This is a genomic window from Roseivirga sp. 4D4 (assembly GCF_001747095.1).
Taxonomy (GTDB): domain Bacteria; phylum Bacteroidota; class Bacteroidia; order Cytophagales; family Cyclobacteriaceae; genus Roseivirga.
Genome location: NZ_MDGP01000001.1, coordinates 1,495,456 through 1,509,590, shown reverse-complemented (window position 1 = coordinate 1,509,590; position 14,135 = coordinate 1,495,456). Strand labels below are relative to the sequence as shown.

Sequence of the window (14,135 nt, the reverse complement as noted above, 5' to 3'; positions counted from 1 at the left end):
GGCTTTATTTATTACTCTTAAATATCCACACATGAATACTCCTCAGTACAACCCACCCAGGGCGGTCAATGTCGATTCGAAAGATCCATTAGAAATAGATTTGGTTTACAATGTCAGATCATGTGGAACCTGCAAGTTCTTTTGGCCGGATAACCCACTAAAACAACCCTATGGTCCTTATCCGACCTTTGACTTTGATAGCAGTATTCCAAAAGAAAATAAACCTGAGGGTAGCCCTGAAGATTATCTATGGCTAAAAGGAAAGACTAGGGAAGAAGCCTTCCCTAACGGGGAAGTGATGGACGGCTGTCGCAAGGCACCGATCATGACCATTGGCATCAATCCTAATATGACGGCATTTGCTCCTGGACTCCAAGGGACAAGTTGGGCTTACCCCAACTTTACCAGTGATGACAAAACCGATGCCTGGACGAAATATGCCTATTACTATCGATATCGATCAGTATACCAGGAGCATCTCGATTTGGACTTCGTGAAGCAATACTTGCTACCTGAGGGCCAGATTATTGCGGAGAAGGATGGTCAGGTAATGAGTGCCGAAAGAACCAACCAAGGACCTGACTATTCCATCGAAGTATTATATGATGGAGATAGCGAGAATACCGTCATTCCCCTGAATAGAAGTACAGGAACCCCGCGTTATGTGCTCTTATACAATCACTATGGCCCTGATAATGTCTTCAAGAAAGGAGATGTGATTGCAGCTAGACTAAATGTGCCTGCTGGGATTTCTACCGATGTGTATCAGGAACAGATCGGTTATTATGAGCAGTTTGTACCAACACTGAAGATGTTTTCAGACTTCCTGAAAGCCAAGGGCATGAAAGACGCAGACATTCAAATCGGGGAGGATGTCGGTCAGTTGGATATGGTCGCTTGCGCTTCACCGCATTGGAATGAAGACTATCTGGGGAATCAGGAAGAAACCATTGTCAATAACTGTGTTTCCAAAAACTCTTGGGCCATCAAGCAGATGGTTCAGACCAAGCCGGTAGTGCTCTACCTAGTGGGAGAGTCTTCATGGAACATGTTTAGAGATGCCTTTGATGGGTTAATCGATCAGAAGTATCCTATGCCGAAATATCCCAAGGATGGTGCTTTTACACTCTTCAAAGAAACAATCGATGATAATAACCCATGTTACTTTAAATTCTCCACGGAAATTGATGGTCGTAAATATGAGTTGACTACCCGGCTGATTGTAACCCCACATTTTTCCTATAACACGAACTTCTTGCCTCAGTTCAGAATGAGCGGCAGCGACTTCGATGCCTTTAAAAAGGACTATGCCGATTGCTACGCCTACTTTGAGCAGAGCAAGGATATTGACATCGTTCCGGGGGAAGAATCAGAAGATTATACAGCGATTCAAATCACATCGAATACCTATCAGGTCTTTGAGGAACTTGAGAAGCAGTTTTCAGATGCATTAAAAGTGCTTAGTCCTGATTACTACAATCCACATCGACAGATGGCCGAAGTACTGGAAGGCTTGTACAATCATGGCAACCTGTCCTATAAGGAGGGTGAATCAGGAGAAAAAGGCTATTTGACTCGTTCGGAAGGAGCTTGCAGCTTTTGTGTCAATGACCACTGGAAGTTTCCATTAGGTTGCCCCTATAAAAAGCCAGAGGAGCCTGCACCGCCAGTTGGGTTTTTGAAGAAAGTAGCCGCACAAATTGTGGCTGCAGGTAAAACCGATCAAAAGAAATCATCATGAATAGACAGACACCACCACCGCCCAATGCCGTCAGAGTATGGAGAGGGTATAGATCACCATCGCTCAAGGTATCGGACTTCTACGACAAGCTTTGCACCGTTTTTGTGCCTGCTACGGTAGAAATGCAGACGCCTATTGGTCTTTGCGCCTATATTCCGACCATTCCTTGCGACCTGCCTAACAAGCCGGATACCGTGCCGGATGAAACGGCCATTTTGTACTGGGAATCACAGGATACCTATCACAATGGCTTCAATACCTTAGGCGTAAGAACCTACACCTTAACCCATGGCTCTGTTTATACCGATGATAGTCGAGCTGATTTTCCGACTCTTTTCCAAGGTACCCTCACTTCAGAACAACCTTGCTATTTGATTGATAAGGCGGTTGAGTGGATGGCCGGAGAAGTGCGTCATTTGGTAGCCAGTAGGCCGTCAGGACTAAGCTCGGATAGTTTTATGAGCCAGGTCGCTGAGATCATGACCGAGATTCAAACTGAGGGAGTGATTGACGGAGGCGTAATTTGCGTGGGAGAGGACTACCTCGTCTATTGGGAACTAGGAACTGAAAGTGCTGGATATGAAAAACTGGTGGCGCTAGTGGACTGGAAGCTTGATGCTGAGCCGGAATCCAATACGCTGACGGCAAAGCTTTGGGACGACTGGCCAGGGATGAAAATCGTACCTGGAAGTAGTTTCAATATGCAGTTCGAGCGAGACTCCTATGAATATGCCTGTCCTGATGGCTAAATGCCCATAGCAATTCGGGCTAAATCCAGTTCTTCGAAGTTTTGGGTTACCTTCTTGACTTTACCGTCAGGGCCTATGATGTAATGTGTGGGATAAGCCAGATTGACAAGGTTTTCGACAATGAAATCACCCTGAAGGGCTACGACTTTGTAGTCAAACTGGGTTTCGCTGAGAAACTTTTTCAAAGCCTCAGGTTTGTCAAGGGCAAGACTAATGAAGATGACATCTTCTCTGTTTTGGTAAGAGGTCACCATCTCATTGAGGTGTGGCATTTCTTCAATACACGGGGCACAGGCGATAAACCAGGTTTTTAAGAATATGGTCTTTCCGGCCAGATCCTGACGTGTAAAGTGATTGCCTTCCAGGTCAGTAAAGTCAAAATCGGCAAAGTCTTTTCCTTCTTGAAGAAAGTGCTCCAGCGCGGAATAGCCATCTACCTCAACCATACCACTGATAGATTCATCGGCATCTTCGGAGATGGGTAGAAGGTGATAATAGGATTCCTTCGCTTCATCTTCAACTTCCAGTGTGATGAAGTCACCCGTATTGAGCTTTTCCAAAAAGGCCTTCTTAGTGATTTCAGTCCCATCGATATCCAATGCATTGAATTCTTTGGAAAGAACGATATGCCCTTTGTGGTAAGTCCACCAAGTCATCTTGTCCTGCTCCAGATGAGCCTGAAGGGCCTTCATACTCCCATACTGGGTGGTGAACGTCTTCTTTTCTGAAGCGCTGCTGCAGCCCATAATGATGGAAATGAACAGAATAGAAGCTATGATCTGAGTTCGCATGATGCTATAAAGATAATTCAGCGGTTTTGTTAGTCGATGTTTCTTTTCAGAAAAGACTATCTTATATCTGAAACGAAGAAGCTATGCATATTAATCCGACACCAGAACAGCAACAACAGTTTATGGAAATGCCTGATATTGGGCCCTTGTTTATGATCAATATGCTCAAGTTCAAAACCGCAGGGCTCAGTAAGTATCAGGCTTATATCAAAGCGGTGGCCCCCTTGATTGTTGAAGTAGGGGCTGAATTGGTGTGGTCGGGTCAACCGATGGGTATGCTAATTGGTCCGCATGACGCACGACTTTGGGATGCAGTGCTCATCGTGAAGTATCCCAATAAAATGGCTTTGGCCCAACTCGGTGGCCACCCTGACTATCCTGGGCATCTAAGAACAGAAGCACTTGCCGATAGCAGGTTAATAGCCTGTACGGAGATGGACTTCCTGTCTTAACCTGAACTACGTTTCCATAAGTGCTTTTGTAATCAATTCTCACTCGCTTTCTGTTTATCACATGATCATGTGAAATTCAAAAAACGGTTGTTTCTTCTTGTTAAACCATGGTTTCTTGGGTAAGTGTTTACACATAAACCAAAGAGAAAATGAGATCAATTCGGCCGTTTCTAACCCTAATATTTTGTTTCCCATTATTAGTCTTTTCCGCCTGTGGCGATAAAGAGTCTGGGGCTAATTTAATGGAGATATCCTCCTTGGAACCACCCGCATTGTATTGTGGGGACCTACTTACCATCAGCGGCAATAACTTCAGTAATCGTGTCAGTGAGATGAAGGTGTTATTGCAGGGCAAGAATTTGAGGATTACCAATCTTTCAACGAGTAGCATAGAGGTAGAAATACCCAATGGAGTGACTTCTGGCCCTGTTACTGTTCAGAAAAATAATGAGGAAGTACTCAGTAGTCAGGATTTGACCATTTTGGTAGCTGATCCACCAGTGATCACCGCCATTTCAAAGGACGAGGGCTTCTTAGGCGAAGAAATAGAGATTACAGGAGAGAATTTCGGAGATGACCCGATCGATGTATCGGTTAACTTCTTTGGTGTTATAGGAGAGGTGACAGCCGCCAATAGTACCTCCATCAGAGTGAAAGTACCACTTAAATTCAATAGCGTAGGGAAGTTGACGGTAAGGGTCAAGGGACAAAGCGTAACCAGCGAGAGCGATTTCAAAATCAATACCTCAAGAGGATCATGGGGTCTTCCGGGATGGGATACACGTTATCACGATGATAACCCTGTTGAATCAGAGCACTTTATGGTCTACAGTGATCAAGCCAGCCAGGAGATGCGCAGAACGATATCCGAGGAGGCTGAAACGGCTTTGGAAGATATCAAATCGATCATTGATTATCAGGAAGGGGACTTTGATTTCCAACCAGAATGGGCTTCTCTATGGGGAGCGAACAAGATTCATATCATGGCAGACTATAATCAGGCGTCATTTTCCGGTTTGGCCTACCGTGATGGCTGCATAATTCGGTCTAGAGATTCGCCTCGCTATGACGGAGACTTGGATCGTTGGTGGAAGGTTTTTCAACATGAAATCACTCATGTGACCGAGTTTTTAATGATTGGCGAGTACACAAACCGACAAGCCAATACCGTTTGGATGCGAGAGGGCTTCGCCAACTATGGCGCACGTAATCACCGTATTCAAACCTTACAACAATTGGATGACTGGCAAAGACTGATGGCCAACGTACCTGGAGGAGGAAATCCCATCCAGATTAAGGTTTGGGGAGACTTTCCGCAGGAGATTATAGATTCCTTTAGAACCGTGGAGTACTATGGCTTTTTCGAACTAGTGGTCCGTTACTTGTTGGAAGATGGTGAACTTGACAATGACATCCATGACATGAAAAACTACTATGATGACCTGGGTGCTGGAATGCCTCAGCCAGAAGCATTCTTAAAGCACTTTGGAGTGGATATGGATGATTTGGAAGCGAACTTCTGGACCATTATGCGAGACTTCGTTCAAAATTGATTCATACAATTATTTAATTGAGGCACTGGGTCAAATAAAAAGGCCTCGAATCGTAGTGGATCGAGGCCTTTGACTTTTCTTGTGTTAGGATTATCGCCTGATATCCACCGACACTGATTCGGTTCTATACTTATCAAACCAGCCCAGTATGGACGATACCTTGGCAATCAGGTTACTTGGTCGTGCCGCAATGCCGTGATATGCCCCTGGAATCCTCACCATAGCAGTTTCCACACCTTGTAGCTTCAGCGCGGTGTAATACTGCTCGGATTCGTGGATCGGTGTTCTTAAATCTGCTTCTCCCGTCAATAGCATGGTGGGTGTGGTCACATTACCGATCAATGAGATAGGAGAGTGCTTCATATACTTTTCAGGATCTTCCCAAGGCTTCTTGTCAAACCAGTAGCGGGTAGCAAAGGCCGACATATCAGAATACAATGCCCAGCTATACCAGTTGATCACAGGCTTAGCTACTACAGCTGCTTTAAAGCGATCTGTTTTACCGACAATCCAGGAAGTCAATACACCACCACCAGATCCACCAGTGACGAATAACTGGCTTTCATCGATGTAACCACGGCTGATCACTTCGTCTACGCCAGACATTAAATCATCATAATCCTTACTAGGGTAGTTTTTGTCAATCTCATTGCCGAAATCAAAGCCGTAACTGGTACTACCTCTCGGGTTAGTGTAAAGCACCACATAGCCTGCAGCCGCCATGAGTTGGATTTCTCCGGAAAAGACCGGCCCATAGCTCGAAAATGGTCCGCCATGAATTTCCAGAATCAAAGGATATTTCTTGCCAGGGTCAAAATCTGGGGGCGTTACGATCCATCCGTTGATATCAAGTCCATCTACAGACGACTTGTACCAAATCTCTTCTACTTTGCCCAGTTGCTTATAGTCAAACAGGTCTTCGTTCACCTTAGTGACCCTGCGGTTCTTTCCACCATTACCAACACCCAGATCTGAAGGTTCATGTGTTTCTGCCCAGGTATAGGCATAATTGCCGTTGTCGGCAATAGAATAGGCACCTGAGGTATAAGGCCTTCCTAAGGATACACCACCCAAGCCCTCGGTAATATCCGTGACTTTCCCTTTTAGGGTCATATAGGCAATTTTAGTATGGGCTTTATCAATGTATTGGAAGTAAAGTCCTTTGCCATCGGCAGACCATTTGATATTGTTCACATCGCGATCCAGCTTACCTGAGATCAGTTGACTATTGGAGCCATCCACATTGGCTACATAGAGACGACTAATCTGATAGCCATTGTACTTATCATCAAAACCGAGGTAAGCCATTTTCTTTCCGTCAGGGGAGATAGTCGGACTTCTGTCGGGGCCATAGCGGTCTGTTAGCTTGGTCAATGTGCCATCACTAAGCGATAGGCTGTAGATATCCGAGTCTGTGCCCTCAAACTCTCTGTCATCCCGCATGTTGGCACTGAAGTAAAGATGTTTGCCATCCTTAGCCCAAACCGCATTGCCATGATTGAAAGGACCGTCTGTTAGCTGTCTTGGGGTGCCTCCCGATACCGGAACAGTGAATAACTGCTGGTTGCCAGGAGTTACCTCGCCAACACCATCGCGTCTCCAGCCCAGGTCATCAACATACTTTGGTGGTGCATTCCAGGTAGCGCCTTTCGGCTTGGCTGGCATCTTAATGGGAGAAGGCTTTACTTTCGGAACAAACATATTAAAAGCCAGATGTTTATCATCAGGAGACCAAGTAATACTTGAAGGTGATTTCTCTGAATTGACAAGCACCATTTCATCCCCAGAATCCATCCAACGCAGGTAGATTTCTGACTTGCCTGACTTGTTGGAAGTATAGACAATGCGGCTGCCATCATGCGACCATCGTGGGGAACGATCGTTTTGCTCACCTGTCGTTAAGGGTCTGTTTTGTGTTCCATCAAAGTTGGCAATCCAGAGGTTTGATAGGCCTCTGTCGGTCATAATGTCTTTGAAGTTTCGTACATAAATAACCTTTTGTCCATCGGGTGAAATCTGGGGGTCTGAGACAAACTCCAAATTGAAAATGTCGAGCATTTCCATCTTGTTGGATACCTGAGCATTGACAGAAAGCGATAAAAAGAGGAGTAAGCTAAATAGCGAGAGTTGCTTGAATGGCTTCATGGTTTTGAGGTTGATTTGAGGATTAAGATAACCAAATCCCATATCACTTTAAAAGCTGATTTGATAAGTGGATGTTGAAGGGTCAAGGTTGAAGGATGAAGGGTGAAGGAGGGAGAATTAAGGATTTAGAATTAGGAATGAAGAATTTAGAATTTTGAATGGATAGTCCAGTGCTAGACTAGTAATACTGGTTCGCACTACATTGCGAACCAGGCGGGCCAAAGGGCTTCATACCTCTTTCTACCCTGAGCGGAGCCGAAGGGCCTTCTCAAGTAATCGTTTTACTATATTGGGTGAGTTCCCTCGACTTCGCTCGGGATAAAAAGGGAGGTAGTATCAAGGGATTATTTGAAAACGATATGAGTATGAATAGGTTTTTAGTGCTAGCATTGATTAGTACACTTTTTGCATCCGCCTGCCAAAGCCCATCCAAGGAAAGAAAAGTAGTCTTTATATTACTAGATGGTATCCCAGCGGATGTACTCGAATCCACCAACACACCTTATCTCGATGAGATTGCAGGCCAAACAGGCTATACGCGCGTTTATGTAGGCGGAGAGAAGGGTGGTGTCTCCGAATCGCCCACGATCTCCGCTGTAGGCTATAATAGCCTGCTGACAGGCACCTGGGCCAACAAGCACAATGTCTGGGGCAATAGCATAAAAGAACCGAACTACGACTACTGGAGCATTTTCAGGGTAGCCAAGGAACATGACTCAGACTTGCAAACCGCCATCTTCTCTACGTGGTTGGATAACCGGACCAAGCTGATCGGAGAGGGGCTTCCCGAAACAGGGAATCTCAAAATGGATTATGCCTTCGATGGCTTTGAATTGGATACCGTGCGCTTTCCGCATGATGAGGAGCGCCAATTTATCAGGGATATCGATGAAATGGTAGCCAATAAAGCGGCAGCGTATATTGCCAGCGATGCACCAGACCTTTCTTGGGTGTATTTAGAATACCCAGACGATATGGGCCATCGTTATGGGGACAGTCCACAGATGACCCAGGCAGTCGAGTTAGCCGATGCACAGGTAGGCCGCATTTGGAAGGCCATTCAACAACGGGAAGCTCAACATGATGAAGACTGGCTAATCATCATCACTACCGACCATGGTAGAACTGCTTCGAATGGCAAAGGACATGGTGGTCAGTCCGACCGAGAACGCACCACATGGATAGTCACCAATTACCCAGCACCATTACCATCCTTCTATCAAAACCCAGGCATTGTGGATATTATGCCCTCAATTGTGAATTATATGGGTTTGAAGATGCCTAAAGAAATAGAGGTAGGGATTGATGGGAAGGCTTTTGTTGGGAGGCGAGAGTGAGGTTACTCAAACAATCCTAGCGCTCACCTGTCTGCCGATAGGCAGGCTTGCAGTGAGTGCTGATCTTGTAAGACGGGTCCGCACTACATTGCGAACCAGAGGGGTAGGAGTTTTTCAATAATAGTCAACACTTCTATTTAGTGAGTTTTCAGTATTTAGTATTGGTTTCAAACTCAACAGGATGTGCGTGATGATACCAATTACAATGAATACACTTAGAAAAGAATAAATGCCTTGTAAGAAAATGTATGTTATTGTTGGTACAATTATTCCAAAGGCTAGAAGCAAAATGAACATTGAAACGAAATAATTCATGGTCAAGGGTAATTTGGATTCATTTAGTCTTATCAATCTAAATAATTCTGGTATAACCCTATATTGAAAATCAAGACTTAATCTTTCGAATAATTCACTTGTCAAGGTATTCTCTTCTCTATCGGGATAGATTCGATTTATATCCTTCAGTATTTCATTTGTTGCATGTGAAGAAATGAATTTCTCAGGAAATATTTTCATTTGAGAAGAGCAGTACCAAATCTCATTTGAATCATGAAAAAGAATGAAGTTCTCCATTTCGTTGAGAGAATAGATGTAATTGGGAGGAAAATCTGTAAAGGATAATCCGGAGTTTAAAAAATTTCTTCCTGTAAACATTTCCATTTGAAGAATAAGAGTTACCACCCCATTAGAAACGTCTCTGTTGTAGTGAGATTGATATTTGGCATATTTTATATCATCATCATAATTCGGATAGCGGTAGTCTTCATAAGTTATTTTATCCTTAATCGAATTTGCATGTTGGTAGGCATTATAGTACTTATTGCTGGGAGACCAATAAGTATAATTGTCTAAGAAATTAGAGCAAATACTTCTAAAATATGTCAATTGGTTAGAGAGTTCCTTGATTTTACCAGTTCGGTTTAATTTTTCACTTCTCAAGCTTATTACCTTACTGGTAATAAACGCCAAAGCAAATGAGGCAATTATTCCACTTGCTATATTGACATAATCGAATGATTTAGCTAAACGAACCTCAAAGTTGGGATCTAAGGAGTTTATGCGAATGCTTATCAAAATGAGAGTTATAGAGAGAGTTGAAACTATAATAGTATTTCTTAAGATGGTATTGTACCAGGTTTTTAGAAGCCATATTCGGGTTGGTGAAAGAGGCTTTAATTTCTTTAGATGATTTGCGTAATAATAATCAGGTACATGAAATAAGGTTATACTCTTTGACTGATTTTGATTAGCACCGCCTTTTTCAGGTAGTAAATATTCGATAGTTAAGTTTGACAAAGCGACATAGTTATCAAACACCTTTCCATTTACTTTTACCCAATTCGATAGGTGTTTGGAAAGGCATTGGTGAATTTTATCTATATCCTCTTCGTAGCCTGTTTCAGTTAAGTTAACACTGAAATAGTTTATGTCTTCAAGCCTTTCACTCTTGACATTTCCTGACATTTCTATTGTGTCAAAATATTGAACCAGAAACAGTTCAATCACATCTCTTATTAAATCACTATCCTTCATTCTAGATTCGTTGAATTAGATATTGCTGCTAACGTACGGTAGCGATGAGTGTGGATAAGAATTTCGTCTTGCAAATAGCCCTGTCTGTTGACAGGTAGGCACGCTTGGCGGACTTTCCAATCCCCACAAAATATCCTGACCAATGAAACCCCATTCATTCATAGCATTTGTAAGACGATTTTTATCGTCTTACAAAAGACCAGTGTTTTTGAGAATATCTCTAATTTCTCTTATCGTTTCATCCCGAGCGTCAAAAAATTTGTAGTCTATCTCAATTTGTTGTTTAGGTAAGTTTTTAACGAATCCTTCTTTATCGTTTATATATGTACTAATGTGGTCCGTAACAGAGAATGCCGGTCCGTATATTGTTTTAATCTCATTTTGTAGTTGAACCATTAATATAGATGCCTCTTGAATAGAGTCTCTAAGAGATTTCGGAGATTTTATATGTTGAGAATAGTGTTCTAAAAGAAGTCTAGTTCTTGCCAATACGAATAAAAAGTATTCCCAGTTCTCCTCTCTTATCCCGTAGAAAGCAGGTCTAGTGAATAACGGGCTAAGAGCAGTTATTAGAGTACTCTGGTTTAAGCTATCCGCTGCTTCCATCTTGTTAAGATTAGTAATAACATCATCTATTACTCTATCTCCGGTTCTAGACCATTTCATATTTTGTTCTTGATTTAAAGGTTCATTCTTTGTTTCATTTGGGACAGGTGAACGATTACCAAAGAGTAATGCAACCAAGATACCAGCTGTTACTAGAATCCATACTGATACTAGCCACTTAACCCAAGGGTCATAAGGTTGCAGAAACGGTATAGCAGATTCAATTGATTCTATAATTTTTTTCATAGGTAAGATATTGTGTCTAACTTTTTGGCTATGCGCAGCGTCCCGAAGAGCATTGCATATAGGTGTTATTGGCAATAGTTATTTTGTTAATACTTCTTTCAAGAATTGAGCAGTAAGCTTTAAAGTATTTTGCTGTTCAGGGTCTAGATTGTCAGAGGAAAAATGCATAACATCATTCCTTATCTCTCTCACTTCATCAAGCCTTTTAGTGAATTCGTCTTTATCAAGTGGGATTTGAATTTTCTTCCAATTATCACCTTTTCTCATAAGCTGTATATATTCACTGAAGGTCAAATCTGATACAGAACTAATATCTCTATCATCATCACCATGTTTTATTTCACTTAATTCTTCAATGGTAAACTTGTCTTCTAGTAATACTCTAATGCTTGTTTCTATTTGTCCGATTAGCAAAAATGGTTCCGCTAACTCAAAAAATTCATCCGCTATATCGGTTACTGTGAGTAATCCAGAAATTGATTGATCTATCTTTTGAACAAGTACAACCTCATTTTCTTTAATTACATGTATTGCTTCTAATATTGGAGTGTCATACGAAATGATTGTACAATCCGTCTTCATGCAGTCTTGAACTTTTTCTGCCTTTTTGCCTTTGGCGGTTGTCCAGCCAATTGAATGCCAACTTATCATTCCATCAACTCTCTTTGAACTTGGTCCATTCATTACAGGAAGTTGCGAAAAATCATTTGTCATCATCAACGTCATTGCCTTTTCAATTGAGTCGTTTTTAGTGACCGACTTGGGCTCTCTATTGGCTGCATCTAACAACCTTACTCTTTGTACAAAATCTTCCTGCTCTGTCGCATCCCTCTGTCTTTTCAAATGAATTTCACCATACAGATAGGCCGTTTTATAGTCGGGTTGGGTTTTTAATTTAAGTTCCCTTAACGCTTTATCAATCCACCATTTAACATGAGTTTTTCTCCTACTCGTACCGAAATATTCAAGCAACTTTTTAGGTGTTATTTTAACTGCCTTGCCATTTTTGTTTATCAGTTTGGCTAATTCGGTAATTTCCTTATTCGGTAGATAAGCCATTTTTGTCTTTATAATTATTGACAACGTTATACAAGGCTCGCTTTATGAGCGCTATATCTCTAATAGTTCACAAAAAATGAGCGTTAGCCAACCAATTATAGGATGCTATAGGCACATTTACCTTGTATAGAAAAGCACAGAGAGTATATGGTATTGTTGTGTTTTATCTATTATGAAGAAAAGAAAATATGAGTATAATCACAAATGGAAAATTTGGAAGGCGGTTTGTGGTGATAAATGGGGGATAGAATGTTAAAGGCTGAATGATGAATATAGAGTTACCTCATACTCTTATGATTAGTTTTTACCCTTTCTTTCGAGGTGCTCTTGTTCGAGCCTCTTCATTAAATCATCGGGTATTTCTATTGTGGTAATGAAAAACCTTGTCACTTCAATGTCAATTGAATCGAACGCCAATTTTGTTTGGTCTAGGATTTTTCTCTCAATTTCAGGACGTTGGTAGTTGTAAATTTCTCCTGCTGAGTAGTTTTTCAAGTTCGTCCGTGCAATACGTTTGAAAATGGGGATGAGAAAGGCATCCTTATACTCTGAGCCGTACTCTTTTTCAAAATTAGCTTCAGTACTCTCTGTATAAACGAGATCCGATCTGATGCCAATGTTAAACGAATTTGCCTTCTTATCGAGTGCGTTGAACAACATATCAAAACCATGAGTAACAGGTTCGTCCTTCTTTGCACATGAGAAGAGGATGAGAGTAACTAGTATTACTAAGGGTTTTCTCATTGTCGGTTTAGAATCAAATCTAATTACGAAATGTGTTTAAAAGTTCTTCAATAACCAACTCTTTGCAAATTGGCCGCTAAGACCCTAGGGGCTTTGATCAAAGAATACTTATAATTGCTTATTAATCTAGTCTTTCGTCCTTATGCATAAAACCTTCGCTTTGGCACTATTTTTTTTGGTAGTCCTACCTAATACTCCTCAAATTGACCACTTGGATTTAGAAGGTAAATGGAAAGAAGTAAAAAGAAAATGGGTGACTGGTAGGGAACGAGATGCATGGGGTGACCTCTTTAAACCACTTTATGAGGTTCGATTCGACCTGAAGAAAAAGAAAGCACATATTAGGTATGCAGGGGTGGTTAATAGAGACAGTGATATGCTAATACAGAATGATAGCTTGCTGTTTTTTGATAATACAAGGTTTGTGATCAAAGAGCTCTCATCTAATAAAATGGTGTTGAAAGAATGGCCAGTGGAGAACCCAGAAGATCCTACCGCTAAGTTGTTATTCTTCGATGCTGTGAAAGAATAGTCCTAGACTTACCAGACCCCAAATAATTCCACTCCATCTTTCCATGGCAAATAATCAAACCTAAGTTTATGCCTTGGCTACGGAATAGATTTTCTAATGCAAATTCCGGGTAATTATGTACTTTCAGGGCAATGCAGGAATCAGTCTGTCAAGAGGAGGTTTATAACAGCTTATACCGCAAGCATTTTACGGGTTTAAGGAACTACGTCTATTATAAATGTGGTGACTTAGACCAGGCGGAGGATATCGCGCAGGAGAGCTTTATCCGCCTTTGGCAAAAGTGTGCGGATGTACTTTTTGAAAAGGTGACGGGCTTTGTCCATACCGTGGCCAATCGCTTGTTTCTGGATCAGGTACGTTCCAAAAAGGTCTCTCTCAAATTCGAGAAGGATCAAATCACCCAGCAGAATAATGAAGACCCTTACCATATCCTGAGAACAGAAGAGTTCCGTCAGCGGATAGAGGAGGTGATCTCAGATTTGCCCGAAGGGCAGCGTGAGGTATTCTTACTGAATAGAATCGAGAAGCATACGTATAAGGAAATCGCTGAAATGCTGGGAGTGAGCCAGACGGCAGTGGAGAAACGCATGGCCAAGGCTTTGGTCAAACTAAAAGACAGAATAGAAGAATTTAAAAATATTTAAGCC

At 41.9% G+C, this 14,135-nt stretch carries 13 protein-coding genes; 7 read left to right on the top strand and 6 right to left on the bottom strand.

Annotation, left to right across the window (positions count from 1 at the left end; genetic code table 11):
* The first annotated feature begins 31 nt into the window (after positions 1-31).
* Together BFP97_RS06590 and BFP97_RS06585 are read left to right on the top strand one after the other, a co-directional pair.
* Positions 32-1,741, top strand: coding sequence for a hypothetical protein (locus tag BFP97_RS06590; RefSeq protein WP_069841651.1), 1,710 nt, complete (start codon positions 32-34; stop codon positions 1,739-1,741).
* Positions 1,738-2,490: a hypothetical protein gene (locus BFP97_RS06585; protein WP_069841650.1), complete on the top strand. Its 753-nt coding sequence runs from the start codon at positions 1,738-1,740 to the stop codon at positions 2,488-2,490. Before BFP97_RS06590 ends, BFP97_RS06585 begins: the two co-directional genes overlap by 4 nt.
* On the opposite strand, the gene BFP97_RS06580 is transcribed toward BFP97_RS06585, so the two are convergent.
* Complete coding sequence (locus BFP97_RS06580; protein WP_069841649.1) at positions 2,487-3,281, bottom strand: TlpA family protein disulfide reductase; 795 nt, start codon at positions 3,279-3,281, stop codon at positions 2,487-2,489. The two genes, BFP97_RS06585 and BFP97_RS06580, sit on opposite strands and share 4 nt — an antisense overlap.
* A gap of 83 nt (positions 3,282-3,364) precedes the next feature.
* Between BFP97_RS06580 and BFP97_RS06575 the strand changes: the two genes are divergently transcribed.
* The gene (locus tag BFP97_RS06575; protein ID WP_069841648.1) at positions 3,365-3,733 is read left to right on the top strand and encodes a hypothetical protein; all 369 of its coding nucleotides are present in this window, start codon (positions 3,365-3,367) and stop codon (positions 3,731-3,733) included.
* A gap of 149 nt (positions 3,734-3,882) precedes the next feature.
* Positions 3,883-5,286 carry an IPT/TIG domain-containing protein gene (locus BFP97_RS06570; protein WP_083262459.1) on the top strand — a complete coding sequence of 468 codons (1,404 nt, stop codon included), beginning with the start codon at positions 3,883-3,885 and terminating at the stop codon, positions 5,284-5,286.
* Between the two features lie 90 nt (positions 5,287-5,376).
* On the opposite strand, the gene BFP97_RS06565 is transcribed toward BFP97_RS06570, so the two are convergent.
* Positions 5,377-7,431: a S9 family peptidase gene (locus tag BFP97_RS06565; RefSeq protein ID WP_069844226.1), complete on the bottom strand. Its 2,055-nt coding sequence runs from the start codon at positions 7,429-7,431 to the stop codon at positions 5,377-5,379.
* Between the two features lie 365 nt (positions 7,432-7,796).
* Between BFP97_RS06565 and BFP97_RS06560 the strand changes: the two genes are divergently transcribed.
* Positions 7,797-8,768, top strand: coding sequence for an alkaline phosphatase family protein (locus BFP97_RS06560; RefSeq protein WP_069841646.1), 972 nt, complete (start codon positions 7,797-7,799; stop codon positions 8,766-8,768).
* A gap of 114 nt (positions 8,769-8,882) precedes the next feature.
* On the opposite strand, the gene BFP97_RS06555 is transcribed toward BFP97_RS06560, so the two are convergent.
* The 4 genes from BFP97_RS06555 to BFP97_RS06540 form a co-directional block, all read right to left on the bottom strand.
* The gene (locus tag BFP97_RS06555) at positions 8,883-10,301 is read right to left on the bottom strand and encodes a hypothetical protein (RefSeq protein WP_069841645.1); all 1,419 of its coding nucleotides are present in this window, start codon (positions 10,299-10,301) and stop codon (positions 8,883-8,885) included.
* A 189-nt stretch (positions 10,302-10,490) separates the two neighbouring features.
* Positions 10,491-11,153, bottom strand: a complete 663-nt coding sequence (locus BFP97_RS06550; protein ID WP_139135211.1) for a hypothetical protein — start codon at positions 11,151-11,153, stop codon at positions 10,491-10,493.
* Between the two features lie 78 nt (positions 11,154-11,231).
* Positions 11,232-12,212 (bottom strand): CBS domain-containing protein, encoded by a 981-nt coding sequence (locus BFP97_RS06545; protein WP_069841643.1) that lies wholly within the window; start codon positions 12,210-12,212, stop codon positions 11,232-11,234.
* Positions 12,213-12,509: 297 nt separating this feature from the next.
* On the bottom strand, positions 12,510-12,956 hold the full coding sequence (locus tag BFP97_RS06540) for an SPFH domain-containing protein (RefSeq protein ID WP_069841642.1): 447 nt from the start codon (positions 12,954-12,956) through the stop codon (positions 12,510-12,512).
* A 142-nt stretch (positions 12,957-13,098) separates the two neighbouring features.
* Here BFP97_RS06540 and BFP97_RS06535 point away from each other — a divergent pair, with 142 nt between their 5' ends.
* A complete protein-coding gene (locus BFP97_RS06535) occupies positions 13,099-13,488 on the top strand; it encodes a hypothetical protein (RefSeq protein ID WP_069841641.1) in 390 nt (129 codons plus the stop codon).
* A gap of 131 nt (positions 13,489-13,619) precedes the next feature.
* A complete protein-coding gene (locus BFP97_RS06530; protein ID WP_069841640.1) occupies positions 13,620-14,132 on the top strand; it encodes an RNA polymerase sigma factor in 513 nt (170 codons plus the stop codon).
* Positions 14,133-14,135 lie beyond the last annotated feature (3 nt).

Excerpts from the sequence above, each read along its gene's own strand:
- BFP97_RS06590 (WP_069841651.1), top strand. The coding sequence starts at position 32 with ATGAATACTCCTCAGTACAACCCACCCAGGGCGGTCAATGTCGATTCG.
- BFP97_RS06585 (WP_069841650.1), top strand. The coding sequence starts at position 1,738 with ATGAATAGACAGACACCACCACCGCCCAATGCCGTCAGAGTATGGAGA.
- BFP97_RS06580 (WP_069841649.1), bottom strand. The coding sequence starts at position 3,281 with ATGCGAACTCAGATCATAGCTTCTATTCTGTTCATTTCCATCATTATG.
- BFP97_RS06575 (WP_069841648.1), top strand. The coding sequence starts at position 3,365 with ATGCATATTAATCCGACACCAGAACAGCAACAACAGTTTATGGAAATG.
- BFP97_RS06570 (WP_083262459.1), top strand. The coding sequence starts at position 3,883 with ATGAGATCAATTCGGCCGTTTCTAACCCTAATATTTTGTTTCCCATTA.
- BFP97_RS06565 (WP_069844226.1), bottom strand. The coding sequence starts at position 7,431 with ATGAAGCCATTCAAGCAACTCTCGCTATTTAGCTTACTCCTCTTTTTA.
- BFP97_RS06560 (WP_069841646.1), top strand. The coding sequence starts at position 7,797 with ATGAATAGGTTTTTAGTGCTAGCATTGATTAGTACACTTTTTGCATCC.
- BFP97_RS06555 (WP_069841645.1), bottom strand. The coding sequence starts at position 10,301 with ATGAAGGATAGTGATTTAATAAGAGATGTGATTGAACTGTTTCTGGTT.
- BFP97_RS06550 (WP_139135211.1), bottom strand. The coding sequence starts at position 11,153 with ATGAAAAAAATTATAGAATCAATTGAATCTGCTATACCGTTTCTGCAA.
- BFP97_RS06545 (WP_069841643.1), bottom strand. The coding sequence starts at position 12,212 with ATGGCTTATCTACCGAATAAGGAAATTACCGAATTAGCCAAACTGATA.
- BFP97_RS06540 (WP_069841642.1), bottom strand. The coding sequence starts at position 12,956 with ATGAGAAAACCCTTAGTAATACTAGTTACTCTCATCCTCTTCTCATGT.
- BFP97_RS06535 (WP_069841641.1), top strand. The coding sequence starts at position 13,099 with ATGCATAAAACCTTCGCTTTGGCACTATTTTTTTTGGTAGTCCTACCT.
- BFP97_RS06530 (WP_069841640.1), top strand. The coding sequence starts at position 13,620 with ATGCAGGAATCAGTCTGTCAAGAGGAGGTTTATAACAGCTTATACCGC.